Annotated in this window: 21 protein-coding genes; 10 read left to right on the forward strand and 11 right to left on the reverse strand. The window is 66.4% G+C overall.

The annotated features are described in order from the left end of the window. Window positions 1-14: 14 nt before the first annotated feature. A complete protein-coding gene (locus BAY15_RS11810) occupies window positions 15-1,394 on the reverse strand; it encodes a formimidoylglutamate deiminase (protein WP_068852801.1) in 1,380 nt (459 codons plus the stop codon). A gap of 63 nt (window positions 1,395-1,457) precedes the next feature. Between BAY15_RS11810 and hutI the strand changes: the two genes are divergently transcribed. From hutI to BAY15_RS11845, 7 genes are all read left to right on the forward strand, one after another. Continuing rightward, window positions 1,458-2,657: an imidazolonepropionase gene (gene hutI, locus BAY15_RS11815; RefSeq protein ID WP_068852804.1), complete on the forward strand. Its 1,200-nt coding sequence runs from the start codon at window positions 1,458-1,460 to the stop codon at window positions 2,655-2,657. A 23-nt stretch (window positions 2,658-2,680) separates the two neighbouring features. Next, the gene (hutH, locus tag BAY15_RS11820; RefSeq protein ID WP_068852807.1) at window positions 2,681-4,222 is read left to right on the forward strand and encodes a histidine ammonia-lyase; all 1,542 of its coding nucleotides are present in this window, start codon (window positions 2,681-2,683) and stop codon (window positions 4,220-4,222) included. Further along, window positions 4,219-5,073 (forward strand): N-formylglutamate deformylase, encoded by an 855-nt coding sequence (gene hutG, locus BAY15_RS11825; protein WP_068852810.1) that lies wholly within the window; start codon window positions 4,219-4,221, stop codon window positions 5,071-5,073. The genes hutH and hutG overlap by 4 nt, the downstream gene beginning before the upstream one ends. Beyond that, window positions 5,070-6,734 (forward strand): urocanate hydratase, encoded by a 1,665-nt coding sequence (gene hutU / locus BAY15_RS11830; RefSeq protein ID WP_068852812.1) that lies wholly within the window; start codon window positions 5,070-5,072, stop codon window positions 6,732-6,734. Before hutG ends, hutU begins: the two co-directional genes overlap by 4 nt. A gap of 365 nt (window positions 6,735-7,099) precedes the next feature. Then, window positions 7,100-9,220, forward strand: coding sequence for a TonB-dependent receptor family protein (locus BAY15_RS11835; protein ID WP_068852815.1), 2,121 nt, complete (start codon window positions 7,100-7,102; stop codon window positions 9,218-9,220). Between the two features lie 110 nt (window positions 9,221-9,330). Beyond that, complete coding sequence (locus BAY15_RS11840; RefSeq protein WP_157771745.1) at window positions 9,331-9,747, forward strand: EF-hand domain-containing protein; 417 nt, start codon at window positions 9,331-9,333, stop codon at window positions 9,745-9,747. Window positions 9,748-9,776: 29 nt separating this feature from the next. Next, a complete protein-coding gene (locus BAY15_RS11845) occupies window positions 9,777-10,454 on the forward strand; it encodes a MarC family protein (RefSeq protein WP_068852821.1) in 678 nt (225 codons plus the stop codon). Window positions 10,455-10,545: 91 nt separating this feature from the next. Here BAY15_RS11845 and BAY15_RS11850 read toward each other — a convergent pair whose 3' ends face one another. Genes BAY15_RS11850 through BAY15_RS19445 form a run of 3 tightly spaced genes read right to left on the reverse strand, consistent with a single transcriptional unit; the run spans window position 10,546 to window position 11,859 of the window. Continuing rightward, window positions 10,546-10,905 (reverse strand): hypothetical protein, encoded by a 360-nt coding sequence (locus tag BAY15_RS11850; protein WP_068852823.1) that lies wholly within the window; start codon window positions 10,903-10,905, stop codon window positions 10,546-10,548. After that, a complete protein-coding gene (locus tag BAY15_RS11855) occupies window positions 10,902-11,630 on the reverse strand; it encodes an SGNH/GDSL hydrolase family protein (protein WP_237334254.1) in 729 nt (242 codons plus the stop codon). The genes BAY15_RS11850 and BAY15_RS11855 overlap by 4 nt, the downstream gene beginning before the upstream one ends. A gap of 58 nt (window positions 11,631-11,688) precedes the next feature. Beyond that, complete coding sequence (locus tag BAY15_RS19445) at window positions 11,689-11,859, reverse strand: glycoside hydrolase domain-containing protein (protein WP_208856101.1); 171 nt, start codon at window positions 11,857-11,859, stop codon at window positions 11,689-11,691. A gap of 642 nt (window positions 11,860-12,501) precedes the next feature. Between BAY15_RS19445 and BAY15_RS18915 the strand changes: the two genes are divergently transcribed. Beyond that, window positions 12,502-14,058: a TIGR04141 family sporadically distributed protein gene (locus tag BAY15_RS18915; RefSeq protein ID WP_083214173.1), complete on the forward strand. Its 1,557-nt coding sequence runs from the start codon at window positions 12,502-12,504 to the stop codon at window positions 14,056-14,058. Between the two features lie 99 nt (window positions 14,059-14,157). Here BAY15_RS18915 and BAY15_RS11865 read toward each other — a convergent pair whose 3' ends face one another. From BAY15_RS11865 to BAY15_RS11885, 6 genes are all read right to left on the reverse strand, one after another. Beyond that, the gene (locus tag BAY15_RS11865) at window positions 14,158-14,529 is read right to left on the reverse strand and encodes a VOC family protein (RefSeq protein WP_068852830.1); all 372 of its coding nucleotides are present in this window, start codon (window positions 14,527-14,529) and stop codon (window positions 14,158-14,160) included. 1 nt (window position 14,530) lies between these two features. Then, window positions 14,531-16,903, reverse strand: coding sequence for a GH92 family glycosyl hydrolase (locus BAY15_RS11870; protein ID WP_208856102.1), 2,373 nt, complete (start codon window positions 16,901-16,903; stop codon window positions 14,531-14,533). A 123-nt stretch (window positions 16,904-17,026) separates the two neighbouring features. Further along, a complete protein-coding gene (locus tag BAY15_RS11875; RefSeq protein ID WP_083214174.1) occupies window positions 17,027-19,309 on the reverse strand; it encodes a patatin-like phospholipase family protein in 2,283 nt (760 codons plus the stop codon). A 94-nt stretch (window positions 19,310-19,403) separates the two neighbouring features. After that, window positions 19,404-21,860 (reverse strand): S9 family peptidase, encoded by a 2,457-nt coding sequence (locus tag BAY15_RS11880; RefSeq protein WP_068852835.1) that lies wholly within the window; start codon window positions 21,858-21,860, stop codon window positions 19,404-19,406. Window positions 21,861-21,997: 137 nt separating this feature from the next. Further along, entirely contained in the window at window positions 21,998-22,168 is a 171-nt protein-coding gene (locus BAY15_RS19225) for a hypothetical protein (protein WP_157771747.1), read from the reverse strand. A gap of 89 nt (window positions 22,169-22,257) precedes the next feature. Next, a complete protein-coding gene (locus BAY15_RS11885; RefSeq protein WP_083214175.1) occupies window positions 22,258-22,575 on the reverse strand; it encodes a DUF5076 domain-containing protein in 318 nt (105 codons plus the stop codon). A gap of 76 nt (window positions 22,576-22,651) precedes the next feature. On the opposite strand from BAY15_RS11885, the gene BAY15_RS11890 reads away from it, so the two are divergent. Then, complete coding sequence (locus BAY15_RS11890) at window positions 22,652-23,428, forward strand: HipA family kinase (protein ID WP_068852838.1); 777 nt, start codon at window positions 22,652-22,654, stop codon at window positions 23,426-23,428. Beyond that, window positions 23,406-23,795 (forward strand): DUF3037 domain-containing protein, encoded by a 390-nt coding sequence (locus tag BAY15_RS11895; protein ID WP_068852840.1) that lies wholly within the window; start codon window positions 23,406-23,408, stop codon window positions 23,793-23,795. Before BAY15_RS11890 ends, BAY15_RS11895 begins: the two co-directional genes overlap by 23 nt. A gap of 294 nt (window positions 23,796-24,089) precedes the next feature. Here the strand turns inward: BAY15_RS11895 and BAY15_RS11900 are convergent, their stop codons facing one another. Then, window positions 24,090-24,539, reverse strand: coding sequence for an REP-associated tyrosine transposase (locus BAY15_RS11900; protein WP_068852843.1), 450 nt, complete (start codon window positions 24,537-24,539; stop codon window positions 24,090-24,092). Window positions 24,540-24,624: the final 85 nt, after the last annotated feature.

Here is a 24,624-nt window from a genome sequence, read left to right on the forward strand (position 1 = left end):
GGTGGCGGCCACGTTCAGTGCGCGGCAAGCACGCCGCGAAGGGCGTGGGCAAAGCGCGCCGCTACGGCGTCGCGCTGCAGGTGGCGGCCTTGCCGTACCAGCTCGCGCCCCCCGCGCCAGACCGATCGGACGGCGCCATTACGGGCGGCGAACACCCAGCTGTCAAGCCAGGCATCGCCGTCGCGCGCGATCAGCGCCGGGTGCTGCGGGTCCAGTTCCACCACGTCGGCCGGCGCCCCGGGCTGCAGGCCAGTGGTGACGCCCAAGGCCTGCGCTGCGCCCTGCAGCGACTGTTCAAACAGCCAGCGCCCGCTGGAAACGCCTTCCTGCGGCGCGAGCACGTTGCGCCCACGCAGCTGCAGGCGCTGCCCGTATTCGAGCAGGCGCAGCTCTTCGGCCGCATCGATCAGCACGTTGGAATCCGAGCCCACCCCGAACCGGCCGCCGCCACGCGCGAAGGCCTGCATCGGGAACAACCCATCGCCCAGGTTGGCCTCGGTGATCGGGCACAGCCCGACCACGGCACGGCTGGCCAGCATGCGCCGCACTTCGTCGGCATCGACGTGGGTGGCATGCACCAGGCACCAGCGTTCATCGACGGCGGCATGTTCGTACAGCCAGCGCACCGGGCGCAGCCCGCTCCAGGCCACGCAGGCATCGACCTCGCGGGTCTGTTCGGCGATATGGATGTGCACCGGGCCGCGGTTGAGCGGCAGCAGCGCCGCCAGCTCCTCGCCGGTCACCGCGCGCAGGCTGTGCGGCGCGATGCCCAGCACCGCATCGTCCTGCCCGCGCAGCGCATGGCGGCAGCCGTCGAGCAGCGCGGCGAACCCGTCCACGTCATGCAGCAGCCGGCGCTGGGCCGGGTTCGGCGCTGCGCCACCGAAATCGGCGTGCGCGTAGAACACCGGCAGCAGGGTCAGGCCGATGCCACTGCCCTGCGCTGCCGCGGCGATGCGCGCGGCCATCTCGGCGCGGTCGGTGTATGGCGTGCCGTCGGGGGCATGGTGCAGGTAGTGGAACTCGCCCACGCGGGTGAAGCCGGATTCGAGCATCTCCACGTAGGCCTGTTCGGCGATGGCCTGCACTGCATCAGGCTGCAGGTGGGCCAGGAACCGGTACATCAGTTCGCGCCAGCTCCAGAAGCTGTCGCCGCTGCGCCCGCCGATTTCAGTCAGCCCGGCCATGCCGCGCTGGAAGGCGTGGCTGTGCAGGTTGCCCAGCCCGGGCAGCGCGATGGCCAGCGCGGTGTCGCCGGCCTGCGCGGGCACGCCCGGGGTGACCGACTGCAGGGTGCCGCCGGCGCAGACGATGCGCACATCGCGCGCCCACCCCTGCGGCAGCAGGGCATGGTCGGCGTGGAAAGCGAGGACGGAAGCGGGGTTGGCTGGCATCACTGGACATCCCGGAAGTGGCGCCTATATTGTATAGACATATAAGCCGCCGTGGTTGCTGCCATGCACTGTGACACCCTCTGGACCAACGCCCACCTGATCACCGTCGACGGCCCCGGCCTTGGCGTGATCCGCGACGGGGTGATCGCCGCCCACGACGGCCGCATCGTGCACGTCGGCCCGGCCGGGTCCGAAGCGCACCTGCAGCCGAACCGCCGGGTGGACTGCGGCGGGCGCTGGATCAGTCCGGGGCTGGTCGACTGCCACACCCACCTGGTGTACGCCGGCAACCGCGCCAATGAATTCGAACAGCGCCTGCAGGGGGTGAGTTATGCCGACATCGCCCGCGCCGGCGGCGGCATCGTCTCCACCGTACGCGCCACCCGTGCCGCCAGCGAAGCGGAGCTGCTGGCGACCAGCCTGCCACGGCTGGACGCGATGCTGGCCGAAGGCCTCACCACGGTGGAAATCAAATCCGGCTACGGCCTCTCGCTTGAAGATGAAACCAAGCAGCTGCGCGTGGCCCGCGAGCTGTCGCGGCAGCGCGCGGTCGAGGTGGTGCCCACCTTCCTCGGTGCACACGCGGTGCCGCCGGGGCGGCAGGCGCAGGAGTACATCGATGAGGTGTGCAACGTGATGATTCCGGCGGTGGCCGCGCAGGACCTGGCCGAAGCGGTCGATGTGTTCTGCGAGAACATCGCCTTCAGCACCGCGCAGGCCGAGCAGGTGTTCGTGGCCGCGCAGGCGCATGGCCTGGCGGTGAAGATCCACGCCGAACAGCTCAGCAACCAGCACGGCGCTGCGTTGGCCGCGCGGCATGGCGCGCTGTCGGCCGACCACATCGAACACCTCGATGCAGACGGCATTGCCGCGATGCGTGCCGCCGGCACCGTGGCGGTGCTGCTGCCGGGCGCGTTCTATTTCACCCGCGACACCACCCTGCCCCCGATCGACGCGCTGCGCGCCGCCGGCGTACCGCTGGCACTGGCCACCGACAGCAACCCCGGCACCTCGCCGCTGACCAGCCCGCTGCTGGCCATGAACATGGCCGCGACACTGTTTCGCATGACCGTGGACGAGTGCATTGCCGGCTTCACCCGTGAAGCGGCGCGTGCGCTGGGCCGGCAGGCGCGGATCGGCCGGCTGGCGGTCGGGCTGGACTGCAACCTGGCCGTGTGGGACATCGAGGCGCCTGCCGACCTTGTCTACCGCATCGGCTTCAACCCCCTGCACGCGCGCGTGATGCGCGGCGTATCCGTCTGAACATAGAGATGCCTGGAGATTCCATGAGTACGACCCTGACCCTGCAGCCCGGCGCGGTGACGCTGGCGCACTGGCGCGCGATCTTCGACGGTGCCCGCGTGCGCCTGGACCCCGCGTCGGCCGAGGCGGTGCGCCGCAGCGCGCAGACCGTGGCCGACATCGTGGCCAAGGGCGAGCCGGTGTACGGCATCAACACCGGCTTCGGCAAGCTGGCCAGCGTACGCATCGAACGCGACGACCTGGAAACCCTGCAGCGCAATATCGTGCTGTCGCACGCCGCCGGCGTCGGTGAGCCGATGCCCGCGCCGGTGGTGCGCCTGATGATGGCGCTGAAGCTGACCAGCCTGGCCCAGGGCGCCTCGGGCATCCGCCCGGAAACGCTCGCCTTGCTGGAAGCCTTCCTGCAGCACGACCTGGTGCCGGTGATTCCGTGCCAGGGCTCGGTGGGCGCCTCGGGCGACCTGGCGCCGTTGTCGCACCTGGCCAGCGTGATGATCGGCGTAGGCGAGGCCTTCGTCGGCGGCGAGCGCCTGCCGGCCGCCGATGCCTTGGCGCGCTTCGGCCTGGCGCCGCTGGTACTGGGCGCCAAGGAAGGCCTGGCCCTGCTCAACGGCACCCAGTACTCCACCGCCTATGCGCTGGCCGGGCTGTTCGAGATCACCACCGTGTTCCAGGCCGCGCTGGTCACCGGTGCGCTGTCGGTGGAAGCGGCCAAGGGCTCGGACACCCCGTTCGATCCGCGCATCCACCAGATCCGCGGCCAGCGTGGCCAGATCGCCACCGCTGCGGCACTGCGCAGGTTGATGCAGGGCTCGGCGATCCGTGAATCGCATCGCGACAACGACGTGCGCGTGCAGGACCCGTACTGCCTTCGCTGCCAGCCGCAGGTGATGGGCGCGGCGTTTGATGTGATGCGCCAGGCCGCCACCACGCTGTCGATCGAGGCCAATGGCGTGTCCGACAACCCGCTGGTGTTCACCGATACCAACGAAGCGCTGTCCGGCGGCAATTTCCACGCCGAACCGGTGGCGTTCGCCGCCGACATGCTGGCGATGGCGGTGTGCGAGATCGGTTCGATCAGTGAACGCCGCACCGCGATGCTGGTCGACCCGGCGCTGTCGGGCCTGCCCGCGTTCCTCACCCCGAAGCCGGGCCTGAATTCCGGTTTCATGATTCCACAGGTAACCGCCGCCGCGCTGGTTTCGGAAAACAAGCAACGCGCCTACCCGGCCAGCGTGGATTCGATTCCCACCTCGGCCAACCAGGAAGACCACGTCTCGATGGCCGCGCATGGCGCACGCCGCCTGCTGCAGATGGCCGAGAACGCGGCCAACGTCGTAGGCATCGAGCTGCTGGCCGCCGCGCAGGGGTGCGACTTCCACGGCGGCCTGCGCTCCAGCGATGCGCTGGAAGCAGTGCGCCAGCGACTTCGTGCGCAGGTGCCGACCCTGCAGGATGACCGCTACTTCCACCCGGACATGCTGGCCGCCACCGCGCTGGTGCGCAGCGGCGCGCTGGCCGAAGGGCTGGCCGACATCCTGCCGCAGGTGGAGCCGCTGGCATGACCGCACATCCGGAGTGGTTGCAGGTGCATGAAGGCGATACGCCGCTGATCGTCAGCTTCCCGCACACCGGCACCGAACTGCCCGATGCGCTGGCCGGCGATTTCGTGTCGCCGTGGCTGGCCCGCCGCGATGCCGACTGGTGGGTGCATGAGCTGTATGACTTCGCCCAGCGCCTCGGGGCGACCACGGTGCGCTCGGCGATCTCGCGTTCGGTGATCGACCTCAACCGCGACCCCAGCGGCGTGTCGCTGTATCCCGGCCAGAACACCACCGGGCTGTGCCCGCTGACCACGTTCGACAACCAGCCGCTGTACCACCCGGGCCGGGAGCCGGATGCCGACGCGATTGCCCAGCGACGCGATACGTATTTTGCGCCCTATCACGCGGCGCTGGCGGCGCAGATCGCGCGCCTGCGCCAGCGCCACGGCACCGTGGTGGTATACGACGCGCATTCGATCCGCTCGCACATCCCGCACCTGTTCGACGGCGACCTGCCGCAGTTCAACCTGGGCACTGCCGGTCCCTCCGGCGCGCCGGATACCTCCTGCGACAACGCGCTCAGCGACGTGGTGGAGAACCTGTGCCGGATCAGCGGCCTGTCGCACGTGCGCAACGGCCGCTTCAAGGGCGGCTGGATCACCCGCCACTACAGCGACATCGCCGGCGGCGTGCACAGCCTGCAGATGGAGCTGGCCTGCCGCGGCTACATGCACGAACCCGAACCCGAACAGGTGGACGTGCACAGCTGGCCCACCCCGATCGACCCCGACCACGCTGCGCCGCTGCGCCACACGCTGCAGCAGGTGCTCACCGCCTGCCTTGAATTCGCGAACTCCCGGAGTGCTGCATGAGCCGTCACGATTCCACCCGCACCATCATCGCCCCCACCGGCAGCACGCTCACCGCCAAGAGCTGGCTGACTGAAGCGCCGCTGCGCATGCTGATGAACAACCTGCACCCGGACGTGGCCGAGCGCCCGCAGGAACTGGTGGTGTACGGCGGCATCGGCCGCGCCGCGCGCGACTGGGAAAGCTACGACGCCATCATCGAGACCCTCACCCGCCTGGAAGACGACCAGACCCTGCTGGTGCAGTCGGGCAAGCCGGTGGGCGTGTTCCGCACCCATGCCGATGCACCGCGCGTGTTGATCGCCAATTCCAACCTGGTGCCGCGCTGGGCCAACTGGGACCACTTCAACGAGCTGGATAAGAAGGGCCTGGCCATGTACGGCCAGATGACCGCCGGCAGCTGGATCTACATCGGTGCGCAGGGCATCGTGCAGGGCACCTACGAAACCTTCGTGGAAATGGGCCGCCAGCACTACAACGGCAGCCTGGCCGGCAAGTGGCTGTTCACCGGCGGCCTGGGCGGCATGGGTGGCGCGCAGCCGCTGGCCGCGGTGATGGCCGGCGCCTCGTGCCTGGCAGTGGAGTGCCGCAAGAGCAGCATCGAGATGCGCCTGCGCACCGGCTACCTGGATACCTGGACGGACAACCTGGACGAAGCGCTGCGCCTGATCGAGGAATCCTGCACGGCCCGGAAGCCGCTGTCGGTGGGCCTGCTCGGCAACGTCGCCGACGTGCTGGACGAACTGCTGGTGCGCGGGGTCAAGCCGGACCTGCTGACCGACCAGACCTCCGCGCATGACCCGGTCAACGGCTACCTGCCGCAGGATTGGACGGTGGAGCAATGGGACGAACAGCGCGTGACCGCGCCGAAGGTGGTCGAGAAAGCCGCGCGCGCGTCGATGGCCAACCACATCCAGGCCATGCTCGCCTTCCATGCGCTGGGCGTACCGACCGTGGATTACGGCAACAACCTGCGCCAGATGGCGTTGGAGGAAGGCGTGGAAAACGCCTTCGATTTCCCCGGCTTCGTGCCCGCCTACATCCGCCCGCTGTTCTGCCGCGGCATCGGCCCGTTCCGCTGGGCCGCACTGAGCGGTGACCCGGAGGACATCGCCAAAACGGATGCGAAGGTGAAGGAACTGATTCCGGACAACCCGCACCTGCACCGCTGGCTGGACATGGCCGCCGAGAAGATCAAGTTCCAGGGCCTGCCGGCGCGCATCTGCTGGGTCGGCTTGGGGGATCGTGATCGCCTCGGGCTGGCGTTCAACGAAATGGTCGCCAATGGCGAGCTGAAGGCACCGGTGGTGATCGGCCGCGACCACCTGGACAGCGGCAGCGTGGCCTCGCCGAACCGCGAAACCGAAGCGATGGCCGACGGCTCGGACGCGGTATCGGACTGGCCGCTGCTCAACGCCCTGCTCAACACCGCCAGCGGCGCGACCTGGGTGTCACTGCACCATGGCGGCGGTGTGGGCATGGGCTTCTCGCAGCACGCCGGCATGGTAATCGTCTGCGACGGCACCGAAGCGGCCGCCAAGCGCATCGCGCGCGTGCTATGGAACGACCCGGCCACCGGCGTGATGCGGCATGCCGATGCGGGCTATGAGATCGCGATTGAATGCGCGAAGGAGAAGGGGTTGGATCTGCCTGGGATTCTTTGAACGCATGCCGCCCAGCTTGAGGTCAGCATGGCCGTGCCGGGAGCCCGGGAAACTTGTTTCTCACCCAGGCCGCACGCTCCGCACCTTGGTAGGGTCGCATCCCGATCGACTGCCGATAGCCACACCGCGCCCCGTGGCGGCATTGCAATGATCGGGATCGCCTCTCCCGAAGCAGCGTGGTTGCAGGCGTCCATGCGTTAAAGGGATCGCCTGCCGTGCGTGCAGTCGTTTGGGAAACGACCCTACCCCCCCGTTCCTTCGGTGGGTGACGGCGGCGGCGCAACCTGTTAACTTTCGCGACACCACGACGGTTTACAGGTGTCGTGCCTGGCCGCCGCTGCCCATTTCGTACCGATTCCAGACGCATGCCCCCTCTCCTGTCGTTGCACCGCCCTACCCTGTCCACGCTGACCCTAGCCCTTTCGACCGTACTGGTTGCCACCGCCTCAGCCGCTCCGGCCGACAGGCCCACAACGCTGGAATCGGTCAACGTCACCGCCGCCGACACCACCGAACAGGCCCGTGCCGCGCTCAAACGCGTGCCCGGTGCCGGCAATGTGATCGACCTGGCCCGCACCGATGGCCGCCTGGCCGGCACCGCCGATGTGCTGGCCTACCAGCCCGGCATCAGCGCGCAGTCGCCCGGCAACGAAGGGGCCAAGGTCTCCATTCGGGGCTCGGGCATCAACCGCGGCCCCGGCGCGCATGCCTCCGGCATCTCGGTCTCGCTGGATGGCCTGCCCCTCACCGGCCCGGGTGGCACCCCCTACGAGCTGCTGGAACCGTTGTGGCTCAGCCGCGCCGAGGTGCTGCGCGGGGCCAACGGGTTTGAAACCGGCGCGCTGGCGTTGGGGGGTGCGATCAACTACGTCAGCCGCAGCGGCCGTGACGCCACCGGCCTGGAACTGCAGTATGAAGCGGGCAGCCGTGGCTACCAGAAGCGCAGCGTAGGCTACGGCGGCGTGGCGGGCGACGTGGACTACTACCTGGCCTACACCGATACCGAATACGACGGTTACCAGCAGCACGCCGCCGGCAACGGCAAGGGTGCGATGGCGAACGTGGGCTGGCAGATCACCCCGCAGCTGGAAACGCGCTTCTTCCTGCGCTACCGCGAAACCAACCACCAGACGCCCGGGCGCCTCACCCGCGCGCAGATCCGCAACGATCCCCGCGCGGCCAACCCGGCCAACCTGGCCATCGATGCGCAGCGCCCGCAGCCGGGCAGCACCTGGCTGGGCAACATGACCACGCTGCAGATCGATGACGATTCCTCGCTGCAGGCGGGGCTGGTCTACCACCACTACCCGATGGATCTCAACGAGAGCCTGTACCGGCAGCAGCTGGATTACACCAACCTCAACGCCACGCTGGATTACCGGCGGCAACACCTGCTGTTCGGGCGCGACAGCGTGACCACGCTCGGCCTGCGCGTCACCCACGACCTGGATGCGGACGTGCGCGAAACCCTGCGCTACCCCAGCAACGGCTACCCCGCCGGCACCCACACCCGCGACTTCTCCCACCACGGCACCAACAGCACGCTGCATGTGGGCAATGACCTGGCGTTGAGCGACACACTGCGCCTGCAGACCGGCCTTGCGCTGATCAACACCCGCCACGACGTGCAGGTCACCTGGCCGAGCACGCCGGAACGGCTGTCGGGCAGCGACTGGGACTACGCGCCGCGACTGGGCTTCACCTGGCAGCAGACCCCCGCCACGCAGTGGTTCGGCAACCTGAGCCGGTCGGTGGAGCCGGCGCACCCGTGGTCGATGATCTGGGGCTCGAACCTGTATTTCGCCCCCGGCAACGGCGCGTCCAGCGGACGCCAACGCGCACCGGTGGCGCTGGACAACCAGACCGCCACCACGCTCGAGCTGGGCGCGCGCGGCGACAGCGCACTCGGCCGCTGGGAACTGACCGGCTACTACGCGCACGTGCTGCATGAACTGCTGAGCGTGGAAGTCGTTCCGGCACCGAACCTGTTCGTGGCCGAGAACAACGCCAGCCCGACCGTGCACCGTGGCATCGAGGCCGGGCTGGACAGCACCCTGTGGCGGGGCGCCGACGGTCGCCTCTCGCTGCGCCAGGCGTATACCTTCAGCGACTTCCGCTACCGCCACGATGCCCGCTTCGGCAGCAACCGCCTGCCGGGCCTGCCGCGCCACTACTACCAGGGCGAACTGCGCTTCGATCATCCGACCGGGTTCTACGCCGCGGTCAACACCGAGTACGCCTCGGCGATGTTCGTGGACTATGCCAACAGCTTCCGCGCCGACAGCCACCTCATCTTCGGCACGCGGGTGGGCTTCGATGCCCCGAACGGCCGCTGGCAGGCCTGGGCCGAACTGCGCAACATCGGAGACCGCCATTACGCCGCGACGGTGACTCCCGGCTATGACGACGCCGGCCGCGACGTGGCGCGCTCGACGCCCGGCGATGGTCGCGGTGTTTACGCGGGCGTGCGTTGGCGATTCGAATGAGGGTGCCCGGGTGCCAGTAGAAATACTGGCGCCCGGCGCATCTATTGCCGTAGCCGCACGCGTCGGTGCGGCAGACACTGGAACCTCCCTGGCCGCCCTGCGGAGTTCCCGTGAACCAGTCCATTCCCCTGCTTGCCTGTGCCCTGCTGCTCGGATTGGGCGCAGCCGCCACCTGCCAGGCGCAGACGCCAAGCGACACCGCCGAACAGCGTTTCACCGCTTTGGACAAGAACGGCGACGGCCAGGTCAGCGAGGACGAATACGATGGCGCGGCCCTGTTTCGCCTGCTCGATGTCGACCACAACTACCGGGTGTCGGTCGAGGACATCCAGTCCGTGCTCGGCCCGGACCGCGACGGCCAGCTCAGCGCGGCTGACCGCATCCGCGTGGCCGACCTCAACGTCAACGGCGAGCTGACCGAAGACGAAGTCAGCCGCGTGACCGACATGCGTTTCCAGTCGCTGGACGCCAACCACGACAATAACCTGACCCTGACCGAACTGCGGGCTGGGTTCTGGCGGCCCTGAGCGGCCGGATAGTCGCGCGCCCTTCCCCCATGTGGAATGAATTCAGCCACACCTTCCTGGTTATCTTCACCAGCCTGCTGCCGGTTATCAATCCGCCGGGAGCGGCACTGATGGTGCTGGGCCTGCTGCCCGATGCCACGCCCGCCCAGCGCGGCCGGGTCGCTCGCGCGGTGGCGTTCAACAGCCTCGTGATGCTCGCTGTGTCGGTCAGCGTCGGGGCGTGGGTGTTGTCCTTCTTCGGCATCTCCATTCCGGTATTGCGCCTGGCCGGCGGGCTGGTGATTGCCGCCACCGGCTGGCGCCTGCTGCAGGCACCGGCGCAGGCGGAACGCAGCTCGGTGGCCGGCGCCGCCGAAGCGGAGGCACGCCACGACCTCGATGCCACGGTGGAGTCGCAGACCTTCTATCCGTTCACCCTGCCGCTGACCGTGGGTCCCGGTGCGATCGCGGTTGCGACGGCCGTGGGCACCACCTCGCCCAAAGACGGGCCGGAATCGGTGCATGTCGTCGCGGCAGGCTGCGCGCTGCTGGCGTTGAGCGTGCTGATCTACCTGTGCATGCGCTACGCCGGTCGGCTGCAATCCTTGCTGGCGCCTACGGGCATGCAGGTCATGCTGCGCCTGTTGGCGTTCGTGATCCTGTGCATCGGTGTCGAAATCGGCTGGATGGGACTGTCCGAGCTGCTGGGGCTGCCAGTGGCGCACTGATCGGCTGGGCTTGACCCAGGTCAGGTCACCCCGCGGTGACGGAGCGGCTGCGCCGCCTGGTGCAGGCCCAGTCTCGATGCCGCCGTTGAACTCAGACCAGCGAACCCAGCATGAAGTAAGGCAGGTACATCGCAAACAGCACGCCCACCGAGCCCAGCAGGCCTGCGCCAAGGCCCAGCAACCCGGCCAGGATGCGGCCGGCGATGGGCGGGCCGAAGTACCAGCACGCCCCCACCAGCGCCGGCGCAAGCCAGGCCAGCAGATAACCCTGGCTGTAGACGCGGCTGATCCACGGCAGTGCCTGGCCGGCGCTGCCGAACATCTCCACGAACTGCGGCAGCAGCAGTGCCCCGAACAGGGTCACCACGAACGCCATGGCCACACTGGCGGCCAACCCCACCCACGGCAGGATGCCGGCACTGCGCTGCAGGAGCGGATGGGTCAGGTTCACCTGCGCGGCTCGAGCGCGCGTTCGACCGCCGTCTGCGCCAACGGCGCCATCCGCGCATATCCCGCCGCAGTGGGATGCACGCCATCGGCCGCGAGCGCCGGGTCCAGGCCGCCCTTCGTGTTGGCAAGCGCCGCGTAGTAGTCGAGCCAGACCAGCTTCCGCTCACGTGCGTAGGCGTGCAGCGCCGCGTTCAACGCCTTGACCTTGCCCGCAGGTTGCACGCCTGGCTGCCACGGGTATTCGCTGACCGGCAGCACCGAGGACAAGACCACGGTGATGCCGTGCGCGCGGGCCAGGTCAACCATCGCGTGCAGGTTGTCCTCGATCATCCCCTGCGTGCTCGGGCCGGTGTTGCCGGCGATGTCATTGGTTCCGGCGAGGATCACTACCACCGCCGGATGAAGCGCGATCACATCCTGCTGGAAACGCAGCAGCATCTGCGCGGTGGTCTGCCCGGAAATGCCACGGTTGAGGTAGCCCTTGCCCGGGAAGAAGCCCGGGCTGCCGGTGGCGCCCCATCCTTCAGTGATCGAATCGCCATAGAACACCACGCGCGGTGCACCGCCGACCGGCGCCGGCAGCGCGGCGTTTTCCGCGCGATAGCGCTGCAGTTGCGGCCAGTCGGCAAGGCGCTGCTGCATGAAGCGGACCTCATCCGGTGTCACCTGCGCCACCGGTTTGAGCAACAGCGGGTTGGTGGCCGGGGTTTCAGCAGCAGCAACCATGAGAGGGGCCAAGGTGATGGCAGCAAAGAGCACTGCCGTGAATGTCCGTGCGTGCATGTCAGTTCGGCCCATACGACGGTGGCAGCGTGGCGGTGCCCCACTGTGTGTTCTTCGCCCTGCCCAGTTCAAACTCCAGCGTGCCGCCCTTCTGCACCACGCTGGCCGGCAGCCAGCTGCCGTCGCTGGGCTTGCCGTCCACGCGCAGCGACTGCACATAGGGTGCGTCCATCGCCGCGCATCTGGAGGTGGCCAGCTTGGCTAACGTCCTTTTCGATGGACGCAGCGCTGCGATGCCGGGGCTGAGCTGGAAAGCATGGATGGCACATAGCCAGATGGGCGTACGCGAAGCGCACTGTTGAACGAATTTCATGTAAAGACCCCTGTTCTCGCGATCCTAGGTTCCAACCGGGTCCAGCGCAAGCGCTAACGATCCTACCGGCGGGTGGACGGAGAGACCGTACAAGCAGAATTCCCGTTAAATCTTCCGCGAGAGTTGCCGTTGATGCAGCGAGCAGCGGATCCGCTTCATGATCGCCGTCCTCCCCATTCTACCGGCTGCGACAGGCCCCAGATGGCGGCCGCCCCTGCATTTAACACATGCACTTGATGGCGCGGGGTACAGGCGCGAAAGCCCCTAACGCAGCTGACGCCTAGCGGAGGTTGGTCGGTGAGAACTGATCAGCTTTGTAACCCTTCTCCTCTATAGCAAATTCTGGATACACAGCTTTGGACAGCTGGGAGCCAAGACATCAAGGGAAATGCAGCGATACTTTGAAGGGCGCCCCACTAGCAAAATCGACAGATATTAGACATATTCAGCAAATCTGGATACGAACGTTAGCCTGGAAGAATAACCACCGCTGAGGACAGTATGGAAACGCTTTCCGTTACTGCTTTCTTGATACGAAGAGACTGTATAGACCAAGTTCGGGATTTCCTGAGGGATCAGCCGGACCAGATCCCTCTATCTTCAAACGTGGCAATTGGAACCTTCTTCCCTATATCCTCTGAACCTGACCCTCCCAATTGGGCCAAGGAACTTCAAGAAAAGCTACTGACAAGACCTCCGGCGCATCCTCTGAATTCCCAGAGTCCTGCCGGAATTATGTCCCTTTGGCTGAAGGGAAGGCTGATCCTCATCACGTTCGGCCACGCATGGATGAAGCTTGACGCGCGATGGTATCAGCATGACTTCGGACGGCGCGCCGCATTGAACCTGATTGATGAGGACGCATTGAGGCAGATTCGTCTTGAGCAAGTGCTAGCAAAACGTCATCGCCAGATTGAGCGCTCACCAGGAACGGCGAATCTATACTCCTTCGGATATGAAAGCGATCGCGACCTAGTTTTTTCTGTGGAAGGTGTAAGTCGAAATAAACTAATTCATGGAACAGTGCGAGGAGGCGCCGCGCTTCGATTCGAGACGAAGACCGAGCTGTTACCCAAAGCCTTGGAGTTGGCTTGCAAGCGACAAGGTTACGGCTACCAGAAAAAGTTCCCGGACATTGATAGCCTTTCCCCCATCACCAATCAACTCGACATTCAGCTTCTAGATGCTCAGCTGGATGCCGAACTGAAGTCCCCTCATCCTAGGATTTCGATGGCACCTCCAGCATCTCTGGAGGTTTTTGATCAAGACCTATACTTCACCTACGGACGATGGAACCCTAAGAACCACGCGCGATCGTGGAATTTATCCTTCGATGAATGGAGAGCATCACTTGGGGGCGTCCAGCCAACACTGGAAGCCAGCATGGGAACAGCAATCAGCGTTGTCGACGCTTCGACAAACATTCGCCGCGCAAGGATCTACCCTAAAGACTGCTTCTCTTTTGACGTTACAAACAAAAAAGGTCATTTCGTCCTCTTTTCTGGAAAGTGGTACATGGCCTCACCCAATCTAGAGGCAAAGATCGAGCACTTCCTCAACTCCCTCTTAGCACCAACTGCCCCTCCTCCCAGATGGAACGGGATAGATGACGAGACCGCCTACAACAATTCGGTCTGCAACTTGGACGCTGAGCTAGTTCATATGGATGCAAGGAACGTGATGTACGGAGGCGGACAGTCAAGGTTCGAATTTTGTGACTTCCTAAATCCGGTCAGAAGGATTCTTTATTTTGCCAAGAGCCCCAGTTCCGCCCAGGGCATGAGTCATCTATTCGAACAGACAAGAAGGACTGTAGAGCTATTCTTCGGAAATAATGACATGTATCTGACAAAGCTCAGGCAAAAGCTCCGAGACCAGCATCCGCAGATGAACATGGACTGGATCGAAGAGAAGCCGACATCATCTCAATGGGAAGTTTGCCTTGTCTCGCTCGGCAAACGCGCCGATCAGCTCTCGATGTTCCCCAAATGCGGCCTGATGAAGCTCCACCGAGAAGTTTCAGGCAGGTGTGGCAAGGTCACTTTCGCCGCACTGTAGCGGGCGACCCAGTCACACATCGCCCACCCAACAGTGGCGTCAGAGATAGTTTTGCTATCCGCCGACGCCACGTTGGGGCTGAGCGGTGCCTCGAAGTTGCTACTGGCTGAGAACCGCTTCTAACCTGTGCCCATCCAAATCGATCACAAACGCAGCGTAGTACTGATCGCCGTAGTCCGGCCGCGGCCCCGCCTTACCGTTTTCAGAGCCACCCGCTGCCAACGCGGCCGAGTGAAAAGCCTCTACGGCCGCTTGTGACTTTGCGGCGAATGCGAGATGGAAACCTCCCCCCGGTGCATGCGCGTCGTCGCGCAGTTTCAGGCATAACAGGTCATGGCCATCGATCAGCCCGTAACCGATCGCGGTGTCATCCTCGAACACACGGCGGTAGCCCAACGCATTCAACACCGCGTCGTAGAACCTGCCTGCAACAACCAGGTCGCGAACGCCGAGCGAAATGTGGTGCAGCATGTCAGTTCGGCCCGTACGACGGTGGCAGCGTGGCGGTGCCCCACCGCGTGTTCTTCGCCTTGCCCAGTTCGAACTCCAGCGTGCCGCCCTTCTGCACCACGCTGGCCGGCAGCCAGCTGGCGTCGCTGGGCTTGCCGTCCACGCGCAGCGACTGCACGTACGGTGCGTCCATCGCCGCGGCGTTGGCCGTGATGGTCAACGTGGCGCCGGGGCGCTGGATGACCGCTTCGCGGAACAGCGGGCTGCCGATCACCAGGTCTGCACGGCCCGGGTACAGCGGGTACAGGCCCAGCGCCGACCACACGTACCACGACGACATCTGGCCCAGGTCATCGTTGCCGGGCATGCCTTCGGGCGCATTGGTCCAGATCTGGCGCATGGCTTGGCGCACGGTTTCCTGTGTTTTCCACGGCTGGCCGACGAAGTTGTACAGCCACGGTGCCGCCACCGAGGGTTCGTTGTCCAGCTCGGCATGCAACGGGCCGGACTTGGTCACCGCCCATGCGCCATCTTCCTTGCGGAAGAACGCATCCAGCCGCTGGATGGCCGCGTCGCGGCCGCCAAGCGTGGCGATCAGCCCGGCCGGGTCGAACGGCACCATCCACAGGTACTGCGCACCGCTGCCTTCGACGAACTCCTCATCCGAGGCCGGATCGAACGCTGGCCAGCTGCCATCGGCATTGCGCGGCTGGATGTAGCCGGCCTGCGCCGTAGCCTTGGGGTTGTACAGGTTGCGCCACCAGCCGGAGCGCTGGCGGAACAGCGCCGCGCCCTGTTTGTCGCCTGCGGCGTTGGCAAGTTCGGCAAGGCCGAAATCGGCGGCCGCCATCTCCAGCGTATCCGAGGCGGTGCCCCAGCCCGGCGCACCCACCGGCATGTACTTCAACGCCATCCACTGATCCAGGCCCGGGCGCTGGCCGACGCACAGTACCGGGCAGCCGCGCCGGCTGAGGTCGCGTTCGGTCGGCACCGTGGCCGCCTTCTTGAGCGACGCGTAGGCGCGTTTCAGATCGAAGCTGCGGCCACCGAACGCGTGGATCGCAGCGACCGACGGCGGCGACGGATCGCCGTTCATCACACCGGTGGCACCGGTCAGGTGCGTCCAGCGGTCCCACACGCCGCCGTTCTGGTCGGCCTGGTTGAGCAGGGACTGCGCGATGTCCGAACCGACCTGCGGCTGCAGCAGCGTGACCAGCTGCAGCTGCGAGCGGTACACGTCCCAGCCCGAGTAGTTGGCGTACTGCGCACGCTGGCCTTTCGACAGCGCATGCACCTTGCCGTCCATGCCGCGGTAGCGGCCATCGCCGTCACTGAACAGGTTGGGCGCGAGCAGCGTGTGGTACAGCGCGGTGTAGAACACGGTGCGTTCGTCGGGTGTTCCGCCGGCCACGCGCACCTGGCCCAGCGTCTTGTTCCATTCGGCGCGGGTCGCGGCCTGGGTCGCTTCGACCGTGGTCCCATCCGGGCTTTCGCGGCGCAGGTTGGCGCGTGCACCGGCCTCGTCAACGTAGGAAATACCGATGCGCGCGGTCACCTTCGGGCTGCGCTTGGGGTCGAACTGGATCCAGCCGCCTGCACCCTTACCTACCGGCGGGTGACCCTGGGTGCCATAGCTGGTGCCGCCACCACCTTCGCGCGCGCCGGCCTGCACGTTCTCGTCGCGCCAGGTGCCGCCGACCTCGAAGGGCTGGTCGAACTCGGCCACGAAATGCAGGGTGTAATAACTTTCGCGGCGATCCTCGGCCAGGTAACCGCAGAAGTTGCCGGCGGTGACCGTGCCGCGCACGGTGCGCGTGGCCGGATCGATCACGATGCTCGAATCGGTGCTGCCCACTTCACTGTCGGAGGTGCGGAACAGCAGGTTGGCCGGTTTGTCGGCCGGGAACTGGAACTGCCCCACCGCCGTGCGCGCGGTGGCGCCCAGGTCCACCACCACGCCGTTGTCGAGCGTGAGCCGGTACGCACCGGGACTGGCCGACTCGCGCTTGTGGTCCAGCACGCTGGCGTAGCGCAGCCCAGCCTCGGCCGACGACGGCGACAGTTCCACCTTGGTGGTGACCGGCATGATCGGGATATCGCCGCTGGCCCCGGTGCAGCCGGTACCGGACACATGGGTCAGGCTGAAGCCGCGCACGCCGTTGCCGCGCCACTCATAGCCACCGGGCGCTGCAATCGCGAAGCGCTTGCCCGGCAGCGGGGTCATCTCCGGACTGAAGGCCACCATGCCGAACGGCACCGACGGACCCGGATACACATTGCCGGCGTTGGTGGTGCCGATGAAGGGATTGACCTCGGCGGCGAGGTCGGCGGCCTGCAGGGCGCAGGGCGCGGCGGTCAGGACAAGCGAAACGGCAACCAGCATCGAACGGTGCACGACGAACTCCCAAAGCGGAAAGGACGGACCATCAACGTAGCGCCACGGCATGCGTGGCTGGATCGATTGTATCGATCTAAACCCCGCCCGCAATCTGACCAAAGGCACCCCTGTCGCGGGGCGTCAGAACCCGTCGAGGGTGCGCAGCAACGAACCGAAGGTGAGATAGAACGAATCGTGCCCGCCCTGTGCGCGGCCATAGCCGAGGAACACCGGCCCAAGGAACGTATCGGCCCCGACGAACACGCTGCCGGCACTCTGCATGCCGTCGATGTTCACTTCATCACGCGTGCGCCAGAACCCGCCCCATTCCAGGCTGCCCCCGACGTACAGCGGAATGGTCAGCAACGAGTCGGCATGGGCCACGCGGCGGTAGTACACCATGCGCGCCAGCGCGGTCTGCGGGGCGAAGATCGCCTCTTCCGGGTACCCCGACAGGTTGCCCAGGCCGCCCAGGAAGCCGTAGGTGGCCAGCAGGTCGTCGCCACCGTGGGCGGATGAAATGCGCAGTCCACCCAGCCAGCGACTTTCGCCCCGCGCCCAGGCGCCATCCCACTGCAGGCGAGTAACGGCGGCGGGATCATCCGTGCCCAGCGCGTCCAGGTAGTGCTGGCGGGTCAGCGACAGGCGCTGGCCGCGGCTGGGGAAGGCCGAACTGTCGATGGAATCGTGGCGCAGCTGCCAGCCGATGCTGCCCATGTCGGCGCGGTAGTTGCCCAGCTCGCTGGGATTGCCCACATCCAGCCGGGTGCGCTCCTGCCCACGCTCGAGGAAGCTGGCCAGTTCCCAGTCCGGATGCGGGGACCAGGCCCAGCGCAGGCCACCCAGCCATTGGCTGTAGCGGTACTGCGCCAGCGAACCACGCTGCAGCAGCGCCAGGTCCAGGTCGGTGGCGCGGTAGCGTGCATAGGTCGAGAGCGCGTGCCGGCCGCTGCTGCCAAACGGGTGGTAGTACTCGGCGAAGGCTTCTTCCACCTCGCCCAGCCCGATGCGCAGTTTCAGTTCGGCGCCCTGGTCGGTCAGGCCGGTGCGGGTGAACTCGCTGATCAGCTGGTAGTTGCTGCTGCCATCGAAGTCATCGGACAGGCGCAACGCGAAATGCAGGAAATCCGGGCCCCAGCGTTTGTCCTGCGGGGCGATGACCAGGCCGAACTGGTCATCGCGCTGGTCCAGCCGCCATTGCACCTGCTCGTAGCGGCCCTCGCCGTAGGTCAGTGCAACCTGGCGTTCGATCCGTTCCGGTTGCAGCGGCTGGCCCAGCTGCGGCTGCAGGCGCTGTTCGATGAAGCGCGGGGTCTGCGTGTCCTCGCGCAGCACGTCGATGAACGCGACGATCGGCGTTTCATAGGCCGGCGGCCGGTGCTGCTGCTGGAAGATCGCGTACCGCGCCGGATCCACCTGGTAGCGCTGGATGCCCGCCACCTCGGCTTGTGCGGCCTGCTCGCCCACGGCGACCGCCGCTGGCGAGTGGTTGAAGTCCTGGCTGCCCATGTCGCCCAGCGGCGGCGTGATCAGCAGATCCTGCGTACCCAGCGTGGCCAGCTGCGCATCGACCACCCGCTTCATCAGCACGCCGGCCATCTGGTGGCTGATCGCCAACGGCGAATCCAGGCGTTCTTCGGTCATCAACGGCGTGCCCACCCGCACCACGATCAGGCGCTGCGCGCCGAGCCGGCGCGCTTCGTCGATCGGCAGGTTGTCGACCACGCCGCCATCGACCAGCAGGTGGTCCTGGTAACGCACCGGTGCGAACACGCCGGGGACCGACATGCTGGCGCGGATCGCCAGCGCCATGTCGCCCTGGCCGAACACCACCTTGTCGCCGGTGACGATATCGGTGGCCACCGCCCGGAACGGGATGGGCAGCTGGTCGAAGTCACGCACCTGCCAGGTCGGCAGCAGCAGCCGGCGCAACAGCATTTCCAGTTTCTGGCCCTGGATCAGGCCGCGCGGGAATGCGATCTTGCCGTTGCTCAGGCCGACTTCGACCCCGCCGAGCAGGCGCAGGTCGTCTTCCTTGCGGCGCATGCTGCGTTCGTTGCGCGGTGGTTTGTCGCGCAGTACGTCGGCCCAGTCGATGCGGTCGAGCACGGTTTCGATTTCATCGGCCGAGTATCCGGAGGCATACAGCCCGCCGACCACCGCGCCCATCGAGGTGCCGACGATGCAGTCCACCGGCACCCGCTCGCGCTCCAGCACCTTGAGCACGCCGATATGCGCTGCGCCACGCGCGCCGCCACCGCCGAGCACCAGGCAGGTGCGCGGGCGGTCGTGGTGCGTGCCGGCGTGCGTATCCGTCGCTGCCTGCCGCGCCCCGGCTGCCAGCGGCAGCAGGAGCGCAGCAACGAATGCCCACCGACGGAGCAGGCGCACCTTCCTGTGCGACGGACGGGGGTCATCCTGCATGTCAGCTCCTGGCGTCGTATTCTGGCCGATGCCCGCACTGTGCCTGTGCCACCCGCGCGCGTCCAGATCGACGGGCAGCACGCAGGGCGTGGCGCTACTTGGCGTTTTTGACGTAGGTGTCGAACCAGTTGAGCATTTCCGACACCAGCTGCTCGTTGGATTCCAGCGCCGTGTACCAGTGCGGTTCGTTGGGCAGCATCACCAGCCGGGTGATGCCGCCGTTGCCGCGGATCGCCTGGTACAGCTTGCGCGACTGGAACGGTTCGGTACCCGGGTTGGCGTCGTCCTCGCCGTGGACCAGCAGCAGCGGCAGCTTGATCTTGTCGGCATAGAAGAACGGCGAGGCCTTGAGGTACACATCCTGCGCATGCCATACCGAACGCCGTTCGTTCTGGAAACCGAACGGGGTGAAGGTCTTGTTGTACGACCCGCTGGTGGCCACGCCGGCCTTGAACAGGTCGGTGTGCGCGATCAGGTTGGCGGTCATCAGCCCACCATGGCTGTGCCCGGTGACGCCGATCCGGTTGCGGTCCACCACGCCCAGGTCCACTGCCTTGTCGACCGCAGCCTTGGCATCGGCTTCGAGCTGCTCCAGGTAGGTGTCGTAAGCGTTCTTCGGATCACCGACGATCGGGAACGCGGCGTTGTCGATGATCGCGTAGCCGGCCAGCAGCATCAGCCGGTACGGCGCCAGGCGGGTGAAGGTCTGCTGCGAACCGGAGACCTGCCCGGCCTGCGCCGCGTTGGCGAAGTCGGCCGGGTATGCGTAAAGGATGGCCGGCACGCGCTGGCCTTCCTGGTAGCCCGGCGGGGTGTACAGGGTGAACGACAGGTCCACCCCATCGGCGCGCTTGTAGGTGACCAGGCGCTTCTTGATCTGGCGCACTTCCGGGGTCGGGTCGCTGAGCATGGTCAGCGCGGTGGCGGTGGAGGTGTACTGCGCCTCGCCGTCTTCAGCGCTGGCGGTGCGTTCGCCCTGCTGGCGCACGAACGCATTCGGCGGGTCCATCACCGACTGGTGCCAGGTCAGGTAGCGGCCCGGGGTGGCGGTCAGCCCCAACACCTGCTCATAGGCGTCGGCGCCACTGCGGAACAGGCGCTCGGTCTTGAGCGTGCCCAGGTCCAACCGGTCCAGGAACGGACGGTCGCCCTGCGGCGAACTGCCCTGCCCGCGCAGGAACACGAAGCTGCCGTCCTGGCGCACCACCGGCGCGCCGTTGGGCAGGCGCTTGAACACCAGGTTGCCCGGATCGGCGTAGAGCTCGTCGCTGGACAGGTCCCAGAGCAGCCGGCCTTCCTGCCTGGGCTGGTCGACATCGACGATGCGGGTCTGCCGCCAATGACGGTTCTCATCGTTCTCGAACAGGAACGACACCGCCGGGTCCGCGCTCCAGGCAATGCCTTCGAAGCGCTGCGCGGTCCGCGCGATTTCCTGCGGTTTGGCGGAGAACGGTGCCTTCAGCGCCAGCACGCGGTCGCGGTGCGGCACGGTCACTTTCCAGTCGCCCTTGTCCAGCGCTTCGGCATAGACCAGCGTGGCCGGATCGGTGGAGCGCCAGTCGAAATCGCGCGGGCCTTCGGGCACGCCGTGCACCGGCACGCGGTCGGCCAGCGGCAGGCTGGCGATGGGCGTGCTGCGGCCCGTGCCCAGGTCGAGCACGGCAACGTCATTGGCGAAACGCTGGTAGGTCACCGCGTGCGAGAACGGCGCCTTGAGCGTTTCGGTGAGCACATGCACGCCATCGGGGGCGGCATTGACCTCGTTGTACAGCGCCGGCGCGCCGATGGCGCGCACGCTGCCGGCGCTGGCGTCCACCACGGCCAGCTGCGAGGCACCGTAGTAGGCGAACAACGCTTCGTCATGCGCGCTGGTCAGGGTGTCGCGGGCTTCGTAGGTGCTGCTCTCGCCGCTGCTGCCCAGCGATTCCTGGACGTCCGGGCCACCGGGGCCGTTGCCGCTGCTCGGGGCCGGGCCCTGGTTGGCCGGCACGGTCTTGACCAGCAGCTGCTGGCCACCGCCCAGCCACTGCACGGTGTAACCGAAAATGGGATTGAGCTGCACGCCCGGGATCTGCTTGACCTGGCCGGTCTGTGCATCACCTACCCAAAGCTGCACCGAGGTGTCTACTGCGTTCTGGAACGCGAAGTGGCTGCCATCGGCCGACCACTGCGCCACGCCGGCACAGCCCTGCGGCAGCGCGACCTTGGTGGTGCGGGCGGTGCCGACATCCACCAGCGAGAAATCGGCGACGCAGGCCGGAATGCCGTAGCCGCCCTGGGTATCGTGGCGGCTGCGGTTCTTCGGTTCCAGCCGCACGCCGGCCAGCTTGAGATACGGCTGGGCAACGCGCTCGATCGACGGATAGGTCTGCAGCGTGGTCAGCAGCAGCCGCTGCCCGCTCGGGTCCAGGCTGGGCTGCGGCGGTGGCGGCGCCTTGAGCACCTTGAGCAGCTGCTCCGGCGGTTTGGCGTAATCGGCGAAGGCCGGTGCGGCCAGGCTGAGCGCGGCCACGGCAACGGCGGTGGCAAGGCAGGTACGACGGATGAGCATCCAGATCCCCTTGAAGGTGTGGGTCCCGGCGGCGCACTTGTCGCCGGCATGCCGTGGAATCTAGCACCGGGTCATCGCGTCGGAATGGGCCGAAAGCACTGGGTGCATTGCCGGCCTTGCACTTCGGATGCCGTCAATCAGGCGCCCTGGTAGACGTCGTGTACAAGCGAAATGCCCAACGCTGCCATTCGGCCGAGCAACCGGGGCGGCAGCTCGATGGCGAAGTTCCGGTTGCTGTGCGAACTGAACCAGATGCGGGAGGTGGCGACGGCAGGAATTGGTGCGCGCCAGGCCTTGGTTTTGTGCATGACGCGCTCCTGGCTGGGTTGCGGGGCTGGGCACGGCCCGGGTCTACGGGGCGTCGCCCTTACGGGCTGCCGCGTGCCGGGCCCCTGGATCAATGCGCTGGCGTGCGCTCGCCGCGGTCGATGATTGCGCCTTCGATACTGTCCTTGGGTGCGCCGATGCGCTCCATGAAGTCGCGCAGCATCACCTCGCGGCAGTGCTCGACGGATTGCCCATCGCGCTCGGCGAACATCCGCGCGGCGTGCTCGAACAAGTCCGAGAGCAACTCCCCGAAATCGGCGGCGCCGCCACTGAGATCGGAATTGAGGGTCACGTGAAGCTCTTCGTGGGCGGCCCACAGGCGCATGATCTCGAAGGCCTCTGGATCGCTCAGGACGCCATCAGGGATGCGCAGTTCGTCGGTGTACATCAGGTTTCGTCCTTGCATGCGGGAGGGGGCGGCGCCACGGTAAGATGGCGCTGCTCACTCCGTCAATGGATGTCCCTTGCGTACCGTCCACGCGCTCCGTTACATCACACCGCTCCGCGAGGGCGGCTCGTTGCCCGCCGTGGTCGAGACCGACGACGACGGCATGGTCGTGCTGAAGTTCCGGGGCGCCGGCCAGGGTCCCAAGGCACTGATTGCCGAGCTGATCGCCGGCGAGCTGGCACGCACGCTGGGCCTGCCGATTCCGGAAATCGTGTTTGTCGAGCTTGACCGCGAGTTCGCGCGCACCGAGCCCGACCCGGAGATCCAGGACCTGATCCGCGCCAGCGAAGGGTTGAACCTGGGCAGCGATTACCTGCCCGGCGCGATCAACTACGACGTGGCGGCGATGCCGGTGGATGCCGACCTCGCCTCGCGGATCGTGTGGTTCGACGCCTTCACCAGCAATGTCGACCGCACCGCGCGCAACCCGAACCTGATGGTGTGGCACCGCATGCTGTACCTGATCGACCACGGTGCGGCGATGTACTTCCACCACGATTGGGCCACGGCGGGCGATGCCTGCGTGAAGCCGTTCCTGCTGATCCGCGACCATGTGCTGCTGTCGTTCGCCACGAAGATCCCCGAGGTGGACGGTGAGCTGGCGGCGCGGCTGCCGGATGCGGAGATTGAGCGCATCGTCGCGCTGGTGCCGGACAGCTGGCTGGTGGACGAACCCGCGTTCGACAGCCCGGCGGCCTACCGCCAGGCGTACATCGATTATCTGAAGTGCCGGCTACAGGCACGTGACGCTTTTGTACAGGAGGCCGTCCGTGCCCACGCTGCACACGTATGACTATGCGGTCATCCGCGTGGTACCGCGGGTGGAACGCGAAGAGTTCATCAACGTCGGGGTGATCGTATCCTGCCCGGGGGCGAAGCATATTCAGGCGGCGATTGAGATTGACCCGGTGCGGATGCAGGCATTCGCGCCGTCGCTGGACCTGGAGGCGCTGCAGCCATGGCTGGATGCGATCGTGGCGATCTGCCGGGGTGATGCTGCTGCGGGCCCGATCGCGCAGCTGCCGGCGCGTGCGCGGTTCCATTTCCTCACCGCCAAACGCAGTTCGGTGGTGCAGATGTCGAGCACGCACGTGGGGCGGACAGCGGATCCGCAGGGCGTGGTGGAGCATCTGATGCGCAGGATGGTGCGGGTGGTGTGATGGTCGCGTGCGCCGCCGGATCCATCATGGGTTGGGGGCGACTGTTGGTCGGCTGTTTCTGCCCCTGCGGTAGAGCCGACTGTTAGTCGGCTGCTGTTGCCCCTGCGGTAGAGCCGACTGTTAGTCGGCTGCTTTTGCCCCTGCGGTAGAGCCGACTGTTAGTCGGCTGCTTTTGCTTTTGGAGGTTGATGTGGTGGTCGGGTGTTTTTTTTGTTTCGCGAAGAGCAGCCGACTAACAGTCGGCTCTACCGTCGGCTCTACCGTCGGTTCTACCGTCGGCTTTGCTCCTTCCCTCTACAGCTCCCATCTGCACCATGCGTGTGGATAGTCGCCTATCCGTTCCGCAAGCTTCGCACGTACTGGATTGGCAAGAATGTACATCGTCTGTTCGCGCAGTGATTCGTCGCTCCGGATCGCATGGTCGTAATAGCCCGGCTGCCAGACGGCGCCGCTACGCTTCCGACATCGATTCATCAGGTAGCTGCTGCGCGCCTTGAATCGCTGCACGCAATAGCCCAGCGTGTGGGTCCGCAACTGCGCCAGCCAGTGGATGTGGTCAGGCATGATGACCCATGCCAGTGAGGCGGTGAAGCCTTCTTCGTCCATCGCGCGAAGGGTTCGGCTGACGATCTGAACACAGCGCTCGTCGTCGAAGCTGCGTTGCCGATGCTGGCAGACCATGGTGAGCGCGTAGACGTTGCCGATGTGGGACCAGCGGCCATAGTGGAGTTTTGGGCTGCTCATGCGCTCAGAATGCCCTGCGCTTGTTGGCAGTGGCATCGGGGTTGTTCCCGGTTTTTCACGGTGGAGCAGCCGACTGACAGTCGGC

The organism is Stenotrophomonas rhizophila (genome assembly GCF_001704155.1).
In the GTDB taxonomy this organism is placed as follows: Bacteria; Pseudomonadota; Gammaproteobacteria; order Xanthomonadales; family Xanthomonadaceae; genus Stenotrophomonas; species Stenotrophomonas rhizophila_A.